The sequence below is a fragment of the Arthrobacter sp. SAFR-044 genome (assembly GCF_059414985.1).
The window spans coordinates 233,204-248,632 of the sequence record NZ_JBPFDN010000006.1 but is presented as its reverse complement, the minus strand read 5'-3'; the positions used below and the strand labels follow the sequence as shown (position 1 = coordinate 248,632).

Sequence of the window (15,429 nt, the reverse complement as noted above, 5' to 3'; positions counted from 1 at the left end):
GGAGCAACTTTTCCTTGTTGACCGGCACTGACGGGGCTAAGTTGGTGCTAATTCGGGCCCTGCTGGGACGGCCATCGGTTACAGGTCCCACAGAGGCATGTCATGAGCTATGTCCCCGTCAGCAGGCGTACCATCAGGCGGCACCGTGAGTCCGAGCGGTCCACCCGGCGCCTGGTTGTTGCCCTTTCCGCCGCGGCAATCGTGGTGTGGCTGCTGTCGGTAATTCTCTCATCCCTGGTAAATGTGGACGACGGTGTCCATAATGTCGACCTCGCAGTACATGACCTCTTCCTGGTTGTGGCTTTCGGTGCCATCATCCTGGTCGACTGGCACGGTTTGCTGTGGCTGATCGGCCGGCGCGGACTTGGCGAGATCATTCGGCTCGATGGGGCAGCCACACCGCTGATCTGGGGTGGGCTCGCCGGTTTGCTGGCCACAGGCGTGTTCCTGAGCCCGCACCTGGACAACCCGATGACGGAACTCAAACTCGCGGCGGTCCTGGTGCTCAGCCTGAACGGGATCATGCTGATCCCCCTCATGCGGCGCCTCGCCCGGCTTCCCGCCGATGCCGAGTTCACGGACCTGACCCGTGGCCAGCGTATCCACATGGTGGCGTGCATGGTGGTTTCGCAGCTGGCCTGGTGGACGGCGATCATCATCGGATTCATCAACGCCGAGTCCTGACAGGACCGTCCGCTTTCGGATGGGTCTAGCGCTTCTCCTGCAGCGGCACCCCAGGCGCCTGCGCCGCGGCCCGTTGCGTCGCCGCCCAGCTGGCCAGCACCTTCAGCGCATCCTCAGAGGGCGTCCCGGGCTCGGCCGTGTAGATGTTGATCCGCAGGCCCGGGTCCGCGGGAAGCTCCATCGCCTCGTACGTCAGATCCAGGTCCCCCACCACTGGGTGGGTTCAGGAACGTGAACCGCGCACTGTTGGGCGGGGTGACGGCATCCGCCATCATCTCCAGGTACAGGGCCCGGCCCAGCTCATTGGAGGCCAGCACATCGCCGCGGTCGTTGCGGACCCAGGCGGGCGCCGTCGTAATCGCATCGATGACCCGCTGCACGCTGGGACGCACGGTCAACGGGCTCCGCTTCCGCCGGACCCTCGGCGCGGACGTGGCCGCGCGGGCCAGGTCGAAAAGGTGGGCCGTCTCGGCGTCGTCCAGCTGCAGCGCCCGCGCCAAAGCCTCCAGGACGCTGTCCGACGCGCCCGCAAGGTTCCCCCGCTCCAGCCGGATGTAGTAGTCGATGCTCATCCCCGCGAGCATGGCCACCTCCTCCCGCCGGAGCCCTGCCACGCGCCGGTTGCCGCCGTACGCGGGCAGCCCGGCGTCCTCCGGGGTGAGCCGGGCGCGGCGGGAGGTCAGGAATTTCCGCACGTCGTCGCTGTTGGTCATGCCCCCACGCTACGCGGCGCGCGGCCTGCGAAGGAGGGACTGGCAAGCCCTCCCACAAACCCGTGCGCCGAAATAGCGTGGAGGCATGGAACTGAAACTCAACAACGGCGTCACGATGCCCGCGCTCGGCCTGGGCGTTTTCCAAAGTCCCCCGGAAGAGACGACGGCGGCCGTCCAGACAGCGCTCGAGGTGGGCTACCGGCACGTCGACACCGCCGCCGCGTACGGCAACGAGCGCGAGGTGGGCGAAGGGATCCGCCGGTCCGGGCTGGACCGCTCCGAGGTGTTTATCGAGACGAAAGTGTGGGTCAGCGACTACGGCTTCGACGAGGCGCTGCACGCGTGGGACAAGGCGGTGGGCAAGCTGGGCGTGGAGCAGCTGGACCTGCTCATCCTGCACCAGCCCGCCCCGGACCGGTTCGACAAGACCGTCGCCGCATACAAGGCCCTGGAAACGCTGCTCAAGGACGGGAGGGTGCGGGCCATCGGCGTCAGCAACTTCATGCCGCACCACCTGCGGCAGCTGCTCGAGGCAACGAACGTGGTCCCGGCCGTCAACCAGATCGAGCTGCATCCGTACTTCCAGCAGCCGGCCGTCCAGGCGGCGGACGCGGAGCACGGCATCCTCACCCAGGCGTGGTCACCCATCGGCGGCATCACCTTCTACCCCGGCTGGGGCGAGAACCGGAAGAACGTCATGCGCGACCCGGCGATTGCCGCCGTCGCGCACGCCCATGGCAGGACCCCGGCCCAGGTGATGCTGCGCTGGCACCTGCAGCAGGGCCGCTCCGCCATCCCCAAATCAACCAATCCGGCGCGCATCGCAGAGAACTTCGAGGTCTTCGACTTCGAACTGTCGGCGGACGAGCTCAAGACCATCGGTGCCCTGGACTCCGGCGTCCGCAGCGGCCCCGACCCGGATGTGGCCCGCCCGGAGCGGTTCGCCATGGTCATCCCGGAAGCCTAAAGGAGAAACACATATGGAATACCGCCCGCTTGGCCGCACCGGCGTGCAGGTCAGCCCCCTCTGCCTCGGCGCGATGATGTTCGGCCCCTGGGGCAACGACGACCGCGCCGACGCCACCCGCATCATCCACCGCGCCCTGGACGCCGGCATCAACTTCATCGACACCGCGGACGTCTACTCCGGCGGCGCCTCGGAGGAGATCGTCGGTGAGGCTCTCGCCGGAAGACGCGACGACGTCTTCCTGGCCACCAAGTTCTTCATGCCCATGGACGAAAAGGACCCCAACCGGCGCGGCGGCTCCCGGCGCTGGATCATCCGGGCGGTGGAGGACTCGCTGCGCCGGCTGAACACGGACTACATAGACCTCTACCAGGTGCACCGGCCCAGCCCGGACACCGACGTGGAGGAGACCCTCGGCGCGCTCACCGACCTGGTCCGCCAGGGCAAGATCCGGTACATCGGATCCTCGTCCTACTCCGGCTCCCAGATTGTGGAGGCGCAGTGGGCGTCCCGCGAGCGCAACCTGGAGCGGTTCGTCACCGAGCAGCCGCCCTACTCCATCTTGACCCGCGGCGTCGAGGAGGACGTCCTCCCCACCGTGCAGCGCCACGGGATGGGCACGCTCACCTACAGCCCGCTGGCCGGCGGCTGGCTCTCCGGCCGCTGGCGGAAGGACTCCGCGTCCCGGCCCACCTCGAGTGCCCGCCCCAGCGCCCGGTTCGACATGACGCAGCCAGCCAACCAGCGCAAGCTGGACATCGTGGAGGAGCTCGCGCAGGTGGCTGAATGGGCCGGGGTCACGCTCATCGAGATGGCCATCGCGTTCGTGATCAACCACCCGGGCGTCACCTCCGCGATCGTGGGCCCGCGCACCATGGAGCAGCTGGAGTCCTACCTCCCGGCCGCGGACACCGTCCTGGCCCCCGAGGTACTGGACCGCATCGACCAGCTGGTTGCCCCCGGCGTCACCGTCAACCCGGACGACAACAGCTACGGCGCGAATGAACTGACAGCACACGCACGACGGCGGCAGCGGGCTTAGGCGCCTGCCCGCCCCTTATTTCCCACTCCCCTATGAAAGGAAAACCCATGGCAACGTGGCTCATCACAGGCTGCTCCACCGGACTTGGCCGGGCACTCGCGGAAACCGTGCTCGCGTCCGGGCACAACGCCGTCGTCACCGCCCGGAACATCGAAGCGGTCCAGGACATCACCGCCGGCTTCCCGGACACGGCGCTCCCCCTGGCCCTGGACGTCACCGACAAGGCGCAGATCGCCGCGGCGGTGAAGGCCGCCGAGGAGAAGTTCGGCAACATCGAGGTGCTGGTGAACAACGCCGGCTACGGCTACCGCGCCGCCGTGGAGGAAGCGGACGACGCCGACATCCGCCGCCTGTTCGACACCAACTTCTTCGGCGCCGTGGACATGATCAAGGCAGTGGTGCCGGGCATGCGCGCCAACAAGTCCGGGTCCATCCTGAACATCTCGTCGATCGGTGCGCGGATCACGCCGGCCGGCTCGGGCTACTACGCGGCCACCAAGGCAGCGCTGGAGGGCATGTCCGGATCGCTCCGCAACGAGCTCAAGCCACTGGGCATCAACGTCACCGCGATCGAACCCGGGGGCTTCCGCACCGACTTCGCCGGCCGCTCGCTCACGCAGTCCGCGACGGCGATCGGGGACTACGCGGACACGGCCGGCAAGCGCCGCAAGGAAGTCGACACCGCCCACGGCAACCAGCCCGGCGACCCGGACAAGGCAGCCAAGGCGATCCTCGCCGTCGTCGATTCCCCCAACCCGCCGGGCCTTCTGGTCCTGGGCACGGACGCGTTCGGCGCGTTCGGCAAGGTGGCGGATGCGCAGCGCGCTGAGCTGGACCAGTGGCAGGAGCTGAGCACCAGCACCGACATCGACTGAGGCGCAGGGTCCACCGCGCATTCCCGGATCGGTGGGGGACCTCGGACTCTAGCTCCCGCTTCCACGGCTAACGAGAATCGGAGCATTCCTACGAGAGAGGGCTCCGGCGATGATGTGGGGATACGGGCAAGGGTCCACGTGGATCTGGGGGATTCTCCTGCTGCTCGGAATCGCCTTGCTGGTGGTGTTGGCAGTGCGGGCCTTCGGCGGCGGCATCGGCGGCCGCCGGGGCCAGGACGGGCCGCGTGCTTCCGCCGCGCGGCGAATCCTCGATGAACGCTTCGCGCGGGGCGAACTCACCGCCGACCAGTACCGGGAACAGCTCAGGGTCCTGGGCGAGGGACGGTAGTGCGCCCCATCAGCCGCCGGCAGGCGCTGCTCCTGGGCGGCCTGGGGGCGGCGGGAACGGTGGCAGGCGGGGCAGGACTGATCTGGTCGCTGTCCTCCCCCGCCGCCCGGCCCTCTGGCGGCAGCCTGGTCCAGCCGGAGGAACTCAGGAGCGCGGCAGGTCAACTGCAGGTCCGGCTCGAAGCCGCGCCCGCCCAGGTCCAGCTGGGTGGGCGGCAAGCCATGGCGCTCGGCTACAACGGCAGCGTTCCCGGGCCCACGCTGCGGATCCGCCCCGGCGACACCCTGAAGATCAGTCTGGTCAATAGCCTCTCCCAGCCCACCAACCTGCACGTTCACGGCCTCCACGTGTCCCCCGAGAACAACGGGGACAACGTCTTCATCGCCGTCGGTCCGGGCTCTTCCTTTGACTACGAGTACCACCTTCCCGGGAACCATCCGCCCGGACTGTACTGGTACCACCCGCACCATCACGGGATGGTGGCCGACCAGGTCTTCGCCGGGCTCTTTGGAGCGATCATCGTGGAGGACCCGGAGCCCATCGAGGCCAGCGCGGAACGCGTCTTGGTGGTTTCGGACACCACAGTGGACCCGGCAGGAAATATCAGCGCTGTCTCGGCTATGGACCGGATGGCAGGCAGGGAAGGTGACCTGCTCCTGGTCAACGGCCAAACCAACCCTGAGTTCAGCGCGGCTCCGGGACAGCGGGAACGGTGGCGGATCGTCAACGCCTGCGTGGCCCGGTACCTGCGGCTCAGGCTGGACGGTCAAAAAATGCAGTTGCTGGGGGCGGATTCCGGCCGGTTCGAGAAGCCGCTGGACGTTGACGAGCTGCTGCTCACCCCCGGAAACCGGGCGGACCTCCTGGTCACAGCGGCTGCCGGCGACTCAGTCCTGCAGGCATCCAGGTACAACCGTGGAAGCATGGCCGGGATGACGGGGTCCGGGGCGGGCCAGGGGACGGAAGAAACCACGCTGGCCACATTCCGGGTAAGCGGTGAATCCACTGCTTCCCCGCTGGCCATCCCGGCCCAGCCTGCCCCCGCAGACCTCAGGCAATCCGCGGTGGCGGCCCACCGGCAGATCATCCTCACTGCCGGCATGGGCATGGGCGCCGGCGGAATGATGCCTTTCACCATCAACGGCAAGCAGTTCGACGAAGCCCGGACAGATACGACGGCGGCAGCAGGCACCGTGGAGGAGTGGAGCCTGGTCAACACAAGCCCCATGGACCACCCCTTCCACCTGCATGTCTGGCCGATGCAGGTGCTGGGAGACAACGCCCAGGCGGGCTCCTCCCCCGACTGGCGGGATGTGGTGAACGTCCCTGCGAACGGACAGGTCAAGGTCCGGATCGCTTTTGCGGACTTCCGCGGCCGGTCCGCGTACCACTGCCACATCCTGGACCACGAGGACCTTGGCATGATGGGCGCCATCGAGGTGCGGTGAGCAGCGGCACCGCACAACGTGGCCGGCCGGCCCGGGACAAGGGGCCCAAAATCGAGTACTGCCTACTCATGACAGGGCGCGGGCCGGGTGCGAGAGTGGATTCCTATCGTTCCATCACGTCATAAGAGGAACCGGAATGGCAGCAAAACGGCGTCGGTCAGGTACCAAGGGCGGCGGCGCAGTGGGGTGCGCCCCCTTCCTTGTCCTCATCGTCGTAGCCCTCATCATTCAATACTGGTGGGTCCTCCTGATTGCCGCGGGCGTGGTTGCGCTGACTGTGGCACTCGTCCGCTCAGCGAAGGCCCCGGCACGACCGGCCCGGGTTCCACCGCCCAGGCCGCAACCCGTGGCTGCCCCGCCCCGCGTGGTCCCCAGCGGCGAAGAACTTACGGCCCAAATGCGGGCCCACAAACGGATAAGCCGCGTACAGGACATGCAGGAGTGGGACTACGAGTGGATCCGGCTGGCCAACCCGGGGAAGAGCCTCCGCGACGTCAATGACATCGCGAATGCCCATTTCGCCCGGGGCCGTTCCATCGGTATCGACGGAGACCGGTCCGCTCCCTAAGCCTGGCTTGGATCGCTGGCAGACGTCGCGCGCCTAGCCGGAAATGCTTTCGCCTACCCGGCCGTGCTGCAGTCCGGTGGGAAACCCGATCGTCACCGGCACCGGCGCCGGGGCTCCGCAGCAGGCGTCCGCGGCAGCATCCCCGGCATCGTCCGGGATGGTGGTGGAGCAGACGCCGGTCTCCGGGAGTTCAAGTTCGACGGCGTCCGCGGCTTCGGTGTCTCCGGCCAGGGCTGCGGCGATGGAGCGGACCTGTTCGTACCCGGTGGCCATGAGGAAGGTGGGCGCGCGGCCGTAGGATTTCATGCCGGCCAGGTAGAAGTCCTTCTCCGGCTGGGCCAGGATCGAGGCGCCGTGGGCAGGAACGGTACCGCAGCTGTGGAAGTCCGGGTCGATCAGCGGGCCCAGGGCCTTGGGCGCGTCCACCGCAGGATCCAGGTCCAGCCGCAGTTCGGACAGCATGGCCAGGTCCGGGCGGAACCCGGTGGCGGGGATCACCCGGTCCACCGACACGCTGCGGCCGTCCGCGGCATGCACGGTCACGGCCTCCCCATGAACGTCGATGGAAGCAGTGTGGAAGTTCGTCAGGAGCTGGACGGCCCCGGTGTCCACGGCGGTGCGGAGCCGGGCCCCGAGCTGGCCGCGGGCCGGCAGCTGGTCGGCGTCACCGCCGCCGTAGGCCCGGGCCGGAGTGGCAGCGCGGATGGCCCAGACGACCTCGGTGCCCGGGTTGGCGCGGGCCACGCGGGCCAGGTCGAGGACCATGTTGGCGGCAGAGTGGCCCGAGCCGATCACCAGGGTGCGGCGTCCGGCGAAACCACCAGCGGAAACGTCCGGCAGAGGACCGGTTACCAGCCCGGCAGCACGTGCTTCGGCCTCACCCGGAACCGCCAGCCCGGACGATCCCAGCGGCGCCGGGCTGCTCCAGGTACCGGACGTATCGATGACGGCGCGGGCCAGCACCTCGGTGACCTTGCCGCCGTCGTGCTCTATCCGCAGGAGGAACGGGGCACTGTCCCGGCCCTGGCTGCGGCCCTTGTCCATGCCCTGCCGGGTGACGGCGACAACGCGGGACCCAGTCCTGATCCGGTCCCTGAGTTCAGGCGTGGCGGCGAGCGGTTCGAGGTACTCGGAGACGATCTGCGACCCGTACGGCAGCGCCGTGGGGCCGGGGGCTTCCCAGCCGTTGCGCTCCAGCAAACGCACCGAGGCGGCGTCGAGGTTGTACTTCCAGGTGGAGAACACCCGGACGTGCCCCCATTGCCGGATGGCGGCCCCGACGGTGGGCCCGGCTTCGATGACGAGCGGTTCCAGCCCGCGTTCCAGCAGGTGCGCGGCCGCGGCCAGGCCGACGGGTCCGGCCCCGATTACGGCCACGGGGAGGGAGTCCTGTGATGTCATGCTGTCCTTATTTCAGTCGTTGGTGTTCCTGGCGGTGCCGGACCGGGTGGCGCCTGCCCGCTGATGATGGGTGCGGGCAGGCCGGTGGGTGATGGGCAGGGGCTTAGCAGCAGCCTTCGTCGCAGCAGCCCTGCTCCTCGTCACAGCAGCTGTCATCGCAGCAACCTGTGCTCATGTGTCCCACCCCCTTCCGTAACGGATGTGGTTATGCCGAAGCCGGGATCAGGGAGGCGATGAGGGCTTCGACGCGGGTCTTGATCTGGTCGCGGATGGGCCGGACCGAGTCCACGCCCTTGCCGGCGGGGTCCTCCAGCACCCAGTCCTCGTAGCGCTTGCCGGGGAAGTAGGGGCATTCGTCGCCGCAGCCCATGGTGATCACCACGTCGGAGTCCTGCACGGCCTCGGTGGTGAGGATCTTGGGGATCTCGGCGGACATGTCGATGCCCACCTCAGCCATGGCCTCGACGGCGGCAGGGTTGACCTTGTCGGCCGGCTGCGATCCGGCGGAGCGGACCTCGATGGCGCCCTGCGAAAGCGTGGTGAGGAACGCGGCGGCCATCTGGGAGCGGCCGGCGTTGTGGACGCAGACGAACAGGACGGAGGGCTTGTGGCTCATGAGAGCACCTTTCGGTCGGCCGTGACGACGGCGGAGGTTGCGAGGGGTGGGTAAAGGAAGCGGACCAGGGCGTACCCGGCGGCGCCGCCGAGGAGTTGGGCGAGGATGAAGGCAGGGGCCGACGACGGCGCGATGCCGGCAAAGGTGTCCGTGACAGTCCGGGCGATGGTCACCGCTGGGTTAGCGAAGCTGGTGGAACTGGTGAACCAGTACGCGGCGGTGATGTACCCGCCGACGGCGAAGGCCACCCGGTCCGCGCGGCCCGAACGGACGGTGCCGAAGATGACCACCAGCAGCCCGACGGTGGCGATGACTTCGGCCAGCCAGAGTGCGGGACCGGTGCGTTGGTGGGTGGAGAACGTGACGGCGTCCAGCCCGAACATGAGGTGCGCCGCGACGGTGCCGGCCAGGCCACCCAGGACCTGCGCACCGATCAGGCCGGCCGCGGTCCGGGTATCAATCATGCCCAGGGCCCGTTCCACAAGGGTCACCACGGGATTGAACGACGCCGACACGGGCTGCAGTGCCACGATCAGCGCCACCAGGGCGGCACCCGTGGCGAGGCTGTTCTGCAGAAGCTGCAGCCCGGCGTCGTCCGGTGAAAGCCGCGAGGCCATGACGCCCGAGCCCACCACGGCCATGACCAGGAACGCGGTCCCCACGAATTCTGCGGCAGCCCGCCGGCCCATAACGCTCACAGGGCGTGCCCGCCGATCAGTGCGGCCAGGTTCTGCAGGGCCTCCGTGCGGGCGCGGTAGTAGACCCAGACGCCGCGCTTCTCCCGGTCCAGCAGGCCAGCCTCATGCAGGATCTTCAGATGGTGGCTGATGGTGGGCTGGGACAGGTCGAAGGCATCGTTGAGGTCGCAGACGCAGGCCTCGCCGCCCTCATGCGAGGCGACCATGGACATCAGCCGCAGCCGGACGGGATCGGCCAGCGCCTTCAGCAGGGGAGCGACCGCCTCCGCTTCGGGCTCGGACAACGGCTCCCGGGCCAGGGGTGAGCAGCACGCCACCGCTTCCACGGGGTTCAGCTTAAGAGACATAGACACACATAAATATTTACACTCATCTATGTCTTTGGCAATCCCCACATTTTCCGCTGATTATGGCCGTTCCCTTGCCTCGCCCGGAGAGAGGACAAATAGGATGGCCCGTAGATTGACCGGCCGGAGACGAAGGGCGCCCCCATGATCGAGATCCTGAACCCTGCTGAAGTGGCCCGTGCCCGGGAAACCGGTGCCCTGGTGGCGGACATTTTGCAGGCCATGAAGAGCCGCGCCACCGTGGGCACCAACCTCCTGGACATCGACCAGTGGACCAAGGAGATGATCACCGAAGCCGGCGCCGAGTCCTGCTACGTGGACTACGCCCCGTCGTTTGGCCGCGGCCCGTTCGGCCACTACATCTGCACCGGCGTCAACGACGCCGTGCTGCACGGACTTCCCCACAACTACGACCTGGCCGACGGCGACCTGCTGACCCTGGACCTCGCCGTCGTCAGGAACGGGATGGCCTCGGACGCCGCCATCAGCTTCATCGTGGGCCAATCGCGGCCGGCGGAGAGCCTGGCCATGATCGAAACCACCGAGCGGGCACTGGCCGCCGGGATCGCCGCCGCCGGGCCGGCCGCCAAGATCGGAGACATTTCCTACGCCATCGGCCGCGTCCTCACAGACGCGGGCTACCCCATCAACACGCAGTTCGGCGGCCACGGCATCGGCTCCACCATGCACCAGGACCCGCACGTCCCCAACACCGGCCGGCCCGGCCGCGGCTTCAAGCTCCGGCCCGGCCTGCTGCTGGCACTGGAGCCGTGGGTCATGGCGGACACGGCGGAACTGGTGACGGACGACGACGGGTGGACGCTGAGGAGCGCCACCGGCTGCCGGACGGCCCACACGGAGCACACCATCGCGATCACGGAGGACGGCGCGGAGATCCTGACCCTGCCCTCGCAGTAGTCGCTATTCGGTCCCAACCACGCTGCTGCGGCGCTCCAGGGTGTCCCTGCCGATGGGACGGATCAGCCCTTCGCGAGCTGGGCAGGTTTGATCGCGCTGACCATAGCGGGGTAGTAGCCCTCTGAGTATCCCTCAGCGGTCGGGTGGAAGTTGAACTGCGTGTACGGGCCGAGGTTAATCCACGAGTCGGAGGAACCGATTTCGTGGCCAGCGAATTTGGGGGTGACATCCACGAACTGCGCGCCGGCGCTCCGTGCCTTGCTCGCGAGGACTGCGTTGAGCTGGTCGGTGCCCTTGTCGAAGACCGCTGCGGCCGCTGCGGACATCACGCCGCCACCGGAGATGACTGTCGTGGATTCCCCGGCCGTCGCAAAGAGTCGGGGGTACCCGAGCCAGACGATCTTGGCATTTCCCGCGTACCCGCGGATTGTTCCGACCGTCGCGGCAACACTGAGCCTGTTCGCGAGGTCAACTCCATATGCTGTGGCCGCCTGGCACCCGGTGGCCTCCGGGGACATGTCTGCGGCACAGGCTCCGATGATCTGGCCGAAGTTGACGTCATTTCCGCCGGCTGTGAGGGTCACCAGACCTGTGGTGCTGTTGAGCGCACCATCAAGGGACGCCTTGGCCGCCTGCTGGGCGATGGTGGGAATACCCGAGTTTGAATCTCCGACAGTCGCGCCCGCGCACGCATAGTCGCCGGCGAGGGCCACCGATTGCAGCTGGTCGAACATCGCCGCGTCGGCAGGGCCGCCTTGCATGCACGCCGGGCTGTTGTACTCCGGATTGACGGCGGCGGTTGGCGCCAACGAGCCCCAGCCGCTTGAGTAGGAGTCCCCGAGATTGACGTACTTTACGGGGTCCTGCGCGGCGAAGGCCGGAGTGGATGCCCCGGAGAAGATGAGGGCTGTGACGGCGGCGAAAGCGGCCGCACTGCGGCGGTAGGGTGCGGGGAACTGCATGATGTGCTCCGAACTGTTCTCGAGTAAGCGTGTCCCATGACGGTAGGGCCAGGGCCGGACGCCCAAACAGGGCCCTTGGACTTTGACAACGCGTCGACCGAGCGAAAGTGGCCTGATCAACACGCTCCATTGGACTACCTGTGCACGCTAAATGCCGGCAGCTGAAGGAAATGGGATTGACGGCGTCGCAACCTGGTCCTGCCCTCGCGGTAGTCGCTATTCGGTCCCAACCAGGCTGCTGCGGCGCTCCAGGAGCAGCGTGTCCTGCCAGTGCCCGGCTTTGGGTCCGTGGCTGATCCGGGCTATCCGCTCGCGGGTTCCCACCACCCGGAAGCCCAGCTTCTGGTGCAGCGCCAGGCTGGCGGTGTTCTCCGGAAAGATGCTGGACTGGATGGTCCAGATGCCCGCCTTTTCGGTGGAGGCAATCAAGGCGGCCAGGAGCAGCCGGCCCACGCCCCGGCCCTGGGCCTGCGGGGCAACGTAAATGGAGTGCTCCACCAGGCCCCGGTACACCTCCCGCGAGGAAGCCCGGGATACTGCGGCCCAGCCCAGAACCCGCCCCGCATCATCGGCGACCATCCGGTGCTCGGGCAGCCGCACGCCGTCGAACGCTTCCCAGGTGGGCGGCTCGCTCTCGAAGGTCGCTTCCCCTGTGGCGATGCCGGCGGCATAAATTGCGTGGACGGCGTCCCAGTCCTCGGGGCACATGGGGCGGATGGTTACAGGGCTAAGCATGGGTCCCATTATGGGCGTTGACCTGCGGAGCCTTCGCACGGCGGCCCGTAAATAATGCGTCAAAAAACGGCCGCCCACGCCCCGGACGGGCACCTCCGGACCTTTCATTAAGGCAGGGAAAGTGTGAGGAATCAGGAGTGCAGATGCGTTGGGATGAGGAGCCCGCGGACCGCGGCAGGGTCAAGTTCTCGGCAGCCGCCGACGCCGTGGAGGGCTACGGCGGACGGGGACTGAACGGCCGCGCCCTTCATCCCACTGCCGGCTATCTTTTCCAGGACCAGGACGGCACCCCATGGTGGGTTATCTTCCAGCCCTGGCCGTCAGCCGGTCCGCACGCCCACAAGGTGCCCGGCGACATCCTGGCCTGCAACGATTCCTACGGCGACGCGGTGCACGTCGTGGTGCTGGCCGCCGGCGTGTGGGAGGACGACGCCGAGGCCGCCTTCCGCGCGAACACCCCTTCCAGCCTGGCTGACGCCGCCCGGGTTGCGGCCGCGGTGGCGCACATCAGCCAGCCGCACATCAGCCAACGTGGACCCAGGGCCGCTGGGTGACGTCCGGGACGGCCTCACGCAGCACCTCGCGGGTTACCGGCGCGATCTCGCCCTCGCCCAGGAACAGGAACCGGACCAGGTTGGTGATGGGGTTCCCCTCCGTCCAGCGGAAGTAGATGTGCGGCATGAGGCCCGTGACGTCCCTGATGTGCAGCAGCACGGACGCGATGGTGTTGGGAACCACCGGGCCGTGGACCTCCAGCACGTGGTACCCGTGCCGGTTGATGCCGCGGACGTGCAGTTCGGTTTCGAAGTCAGAGGAGTCGTCCACAATGACCTCAAGGAACAGGGCCTCTCCTGCCAGCGGAAGGTGGCTGACCTCGATGGCTGACTCGAGCTTGTCCCGGTAGGCCTCCGGTGACATCCGCAGCGGCTCATGCGCGATGATCGCGATGGGCCCGTCGAGGGTGCTGGACATGAACTCCAGGGCCTGCTGGTCCAGGTGCACCCGGGTGGCGTGCAGTTCGAAGGAGCGGCGGACCCGGGACAGCAGCGAGATGACGATGATGCCGAGGATGAAGATGGCGGCGATCCGGATGCCCTCGGGCCGTTCAAAGATGTTGGCCACCGTGGTGTACGCGAACACCACGGAAATGGCACCGAAGCCCACGGTGAGGTTCCGCTGCCTGCGCCGGCGGGCCGAGAGGGTCACGGCCACCGCGGCGGAGGTCATCAGCACCAGGACGCCGGTGGCGTACGCGCCGCCCTGCGCATCGACGTCGGCATTGAAGATGAAGGTGATCAGGAAGCCGATCAGCGTAAAGACGAGCACCAGGGGACGGACTGCCTTGGCCCAGGCCGGGGCCATGCCGTAACGCGGCAGGTAGCGGGGCACCAGGTTCAGCAGCCCAGCCATCGCGGACGCCCCGGCGAACCAGAGGATGGCGATGGTGCTGATGTCGTACACGCTGCCGAAACCCACTCCCAGGTATTCGTGCGCCAGGTAGGCCAGGGCCCGGCCGTTCGCCTGGCCGTCCGGCTGGAATTCCTGCTCAGGGATGAGCACCACGGTGATGAAGCTCGAGGTCAGCAGGAAGGCGCTCATGATCACCGCGGAGGTGGTGAGCATGCGCCGGGCTCCGCGGATACGCCCGGCAGGGTTTTCTTCCGTGTCATTGTCCGCCCCGCGCACCTGCGGCATGACCGCGACGCCGGTTTCGAAGCCGGACAGGCCCAGCGCCAGCTTGGGGAACACCAGCAGGGCAATGGCCACCGCCATCAGCGGATTGCCGTGCGAGACCCACAGGTTGCTCCACCAGTCGCCCATGGCCACCGGGTGCGAGATGACCTGGCCCAGGGTCACCACCACCACGATGGCGTTCAGGCCCAGGTACAGGACCACCAGGACCACGGCGACGCCGATGGCTTCCTTGAAACCCCGCAGGAACACGGCGGCCAGCAAGGCGAGCAGGACCAGGGTGATGGGAATGTTCTGGCCCTGCAGCCACCCTGGAGCCACCGGGTTGTGGATCAGGTGCGCGGTGGCGTCGGCGGCCGAGAGGGTCATGGTGATCATGAAATCCGTGGCGGCGAAACCGAGAAGGACCAGGACCAGGAGCTTGCCGCCCCAGCGGGGCAGCAGCCGTTCCAGCATGGCGATGGAGCCTTCACCGCGGGGGCTTTCACCGGCCACCCTCCGGTACACCGGCAGGGCGCCGAGCAGGGTCACGGCCACGAGCACCAGGGTGGCCAGCGGTGAGATGACGCCGGCGGCCAGGGCAGCGATGGCCGGCTGGTAGCCCAGCGTTGAGAAGTAGTCCACACCGGTCAGGCACATGACCTGCCACCAGGCATGCTTCTTCTCGTGCTGCGTGGGCACGCCGCCGGGGCCCGGGTGGGCACCCTTGCTGTCCTGCAGCCCGAACAGCAGCCAGTCCCTCAGCGCCTTCCTGCCGTGGGCATGGAGCGCGGAAGGATCCGCCGGGGGCCTGCTCAACGTGGTCATCTCTGCCTTTCCGCGCTGCCCTTTGCACCGCGACCACTGCGAAGCTAGCACCGCCTAAAACGGCTGACCTGCGTAAAGGGCCTTTATTGATGATTCCTTTACGCGGGAATTTACGGCAGGGCTCCCCGCGCCTAGCATCGAGGCATGTCGGCAACGGTCAACGGTTCCATCAGCATCGGGCGCCCCGTGGAGGAGGTCTTCGATTTTGTGGCGGACCAACGCAATGAACCCACTTACAACCCGAGGATGCGAAGCGTCGAGAAGACCACGCCGGGTCCCATCGGCGCCGGCACCCTGTGGCAGGTGGAAACAACCTCCGGGCGGCGGACTATGTCCTTCGAACTGGAGGTCACCGAGTACGCGCGGCCACGCCGCCTGGGGTCCAGGACCCGCATGGCCACGGCAGAGATTACTGGAGCCCTCACTTTCACTCCCGAAACTAACGGGACACGGATGAGCTGGCACTGGGAGTTCAAGCCCAAGGGCTTGATGAAGCTCGCCACCCCGCTCTTTGCTGCCGTGGGGCGAAGGCAGGAGCGGCGCATCTGGTCCAGCCTCAAGGCCCACCTCGAAGCAGCCAACAAACCGTAATTTGCCGGCCCCCGGC

At 67.6% G+C, this 15,429-nt stretch carries 18 protein-coding genes and 1 pseudogene; 10 read left to right on the top strand and 9 right to left on the bottom strand.

The window, feature by feature from the left end:
- Positions 1–102: 102 nt before the first annotated feature.
- Positions 103–684 (top strand): hypothetical protein, encoded by a 582-nt coding sequence (locus ACR65J_RS11795; protein WP_440168960.1) that lies wholly within the window; start codon positions 103–105, stop codon positions 682–684.
- A 25-nt stretch (positions 685–709) separates the two neighbouring features.
- On the opposite strand, the pseudogene ACR65J_RS11790 reads toward ACR65J_RS11795, so the two are convergent.
- A pseudogene (locus ACR65J_RS11790) lies at positions 710–1,397 on the bottom strand (helix-turn-helix transcriptional regulator).
- 85 nt (positions 1,398–1,482) lie between these two features.
- On the opposite strand from ACR65J_RS11790, the gene ACR65J_RS11785 reads away from it, so the two are divergent.
- From ACR65J_RS11785 to ACR65J_RS11760, 6 genes are all read left to right on the top strand, one after another.
- Complete coding sequence (locus ACR65J_RS11785; RefSeq protein WP_440168958.1) at positions 1,483–2,364, top strand: aldo/keto reductase; 882 nt, start codon at positions 1,483–1,485, stop codon at positions 2,362–2,364.
- A gap of 13 nt (positions 2,365–2,377) precedes the next feature.
- Positions 2,378–3,406 (top strand): aldo/keto reductase, encoded by a 1,029-nt coding sequence (locus ACR65J_RS11780; RefSeq protein WP_440168955.1) that lies wholly within the window; start codon positions 2,378–2,380, stop codon positions 3,404–3,406.
- Positions 3,407–3,453: 47 nt separating this feature from the next.
- Complete coding sequence (locus ACR65J_RS11775; RefSeq protein ID WP_440168953.1) at positions 3,454–4,281, top strand: oxidoreductase; 828 nt, start codon at positions 3,454–3,456, stop codon at positions 4,279–4,281.
- Between the two features lie 109 nt (positions 4,282–4,390).
- The gene (locus ACR65J_RS11770; protein ID WP_440168951.1) at positions 4,391–4,630 is read left to right on the top strand and encodes an SHOCT domain-containing protein; all 240 of its coding nucleotides are present in this window, start codon (positions 4,391–4,393) and stop codon (positions 4,628–4,630) included.
- The gene (locus ACR65J_RS11765; protein WP_440168948.1) at positions 4,630–6,078 is read left to right on the top strand and encodes a multicopper oxidase family protein; all 1,449 of its coding nucleotides are present in this window, start codon (positions 4,630–4,632) and stop codon (positions 6,076–6,078) included. Before ACR65J_RS11770 ends, ACR65J_RS11765 begins: the two co-directional genes overlap by 1 nt.
- Before the next feature lie 136 nt (positions 6,079–6,214).
- On the top strand, positions 6,215–6,646 hold the full coding sequence (locus ACR65J_RS11760; protein WP_440168945.1) for a hypothetical protein: 432 nt from the start codon (positions 6,215–6,217) through the stop codon (positions 6,644–6,646).
- A gap of 33 nt (positions 6,647–6,679) precedes the next feature.
- On the opposite strand, the gene ACR65J_RS11755 is transcribed toward ACR65J_RS11760, so the two are convergent.
- The 5 genes from ACR65J_RS11755 to ACR65J_RS11735 are packed head-to-tail and all read right to left on the bottom strand — an operon-like array spanning position 6,680 to position 9,708.
- Positions 6,680–8,047 (bottom strand): FAD-dependent oxidoreductase, encoded by a 1,368-nt coding sequence (locus ACR65J_RS11755; RefSeq protein ID WP_440168942.1) that lies wholly within the window; start codon positions 8,045–8,047, stop codon positions 6,680–6,682.
- A gap of 12 nt (positions 8,048–8,059) precedes the next feature.
- Positions 8,060–8,203, bottom strand: a complete 144-nt coding sequence (locus ACR65J_RS11750; protein ID WP_440168940.1) for a hypothetical protein — start codon at positions 8,201–8,203, stop codon at positions 8,060–8,062.
- A 49-nt stretch (positions 8,204–8,252) separates the two neighbouring features.
- Complete coding sequence (locus ACR65J_RS11745; protein WP_440168937.1) at positions 8,253–8,663, bottom strand: arsenate reductase ArsC; 411 nt, start codon at positions 8,661–8,663, stop codon at positions 8,253–8,255.
- Positions 8,660–9,352 (bottom strand): aquaporin, encoded by a 693-nt coding sequence (locus ACR65J_RS11740; protein WP_440169105.1) that lies wholly within the window; start codon positions 9,350–9,352, stop codon positions 8,660–8,662. The genes ACR65J_RS11745 and ACR65J_RS11740 overlap by 4 nt, the downstream gene beginning before the upstream one ends.
- A 5-nt stretch (positions 9,353–9,357) precedes the next feature.
- Positions 9,358–9,708 carry a metalloregulator ArsR/SmtB family transcription factor gene (locus ACR65J_RS11735; RefSeq protein WP_440169102.1) on the bottom strand — a complete coding sequence of 117 codons (351 nt, stop codon included), beginning with the start codon at positions 9,706–9,708 and terminating at the stop codon, positions 9,358–9,360.
- A gap of 144 nt (positions 9,709–9,852) precedes the next feature.
- Between ACR65J_RS11735 and map the strand changes: the two genes are divergently transcribed.
- Positions 9,853–10,626 (top strand): type I methionyl aminopeptidase, encoded by a 774-nt coding sequence (gene map, locus ACR65J_RS11730; protein WP_440168935.1) that lies wholly within the window; start codon positions 9,853–9,855, stop codon positions 10,624–10,626.
- Between the two features lie 62 nt (positions 10,627–10,688).
- Here the strand turns inward: map and ACR65J_RS11725 are convergent, their stop codons facing one another.
- Both ACR65J_RS11725 and ACR65J_RS11720 read right to left on the bottom strand, forming a co-directional pair.
- The gene (locus ACR65J_RS11725) at positions 10,689–11,588 is read right to left on the bottom strand and encodes an SGNH/GDSL hydrolase family protein (RefSeq protein ID WP_440168933.1); all 900 of its coding nucleotides are present in this window, start codon (positions 11,586–11,588) and stop codon (positions 10,689–10,691) included.
- A 216-nt stretch (positions 11,589–11,804) separates the two neighbouring features.
- A complete protein-coding gene (locus tag ACR65J_RS11720; protein ID WP_440168931.1) occupies positions 11,805–12,323 on the bottom strand; it encodes a GNAT family N-acetyltransferase in 519 nt (172 codons plus the stop codon).
- Between the two features lie 143 nt (positions 12,324–12,466).
- Here ACR65J_RS11720 and ACR65J_RS11715 point away from each other — a divergent pair, with 143 nt between their 5' ends.
- Positions 12,467–12,877 (top strand): hypothetical protein, encoded by a 411-nt coding sequence (locus ACR65J_RS11715; protein ID WP_440168929.1) that lies wholly within the window; start codon positions 12,467–12,469, stop codon positions 12,875–12,877.
- On the opposite strand, the gene ACR65J_RS11710 is transcribed toward ACR65J_RS11715, so the two are convergent.
- Positions 12,846–14,822: an APC family permease gene (locus ACR65J_RS11710; protein WP_440168927.1), complete on the bottom strand. Its 1,977-nt coding sequence runs from the start codon at positions 14,820–14,822 to the stop codon at positions 12,846–12,848. The two genes, ACR65J_RS11715 and ACR65J_RS11710, sit on opposite strands and share 32 nt — an antisense overlap.
- Positions 14,823–14,966: 144 nt before the next feature.
- On the opposite strand from ACR65J_RS11710, the gene ACR65J_RS11705 reads away from it, so the two are divergent.
- Positions 14,967–15,413: an SRPBCC family protein gene (locus ACR65J_RS11705; RefSeq protein WP_440168925.1), complete on the top strand. Its 447-nt coding sequence runs from the start codon at positions 14,967–14,969 to the stop codon at positions 15,411–15,413.
- Positions 15,414–15,429: the final 16 nt, after the last annotated feature.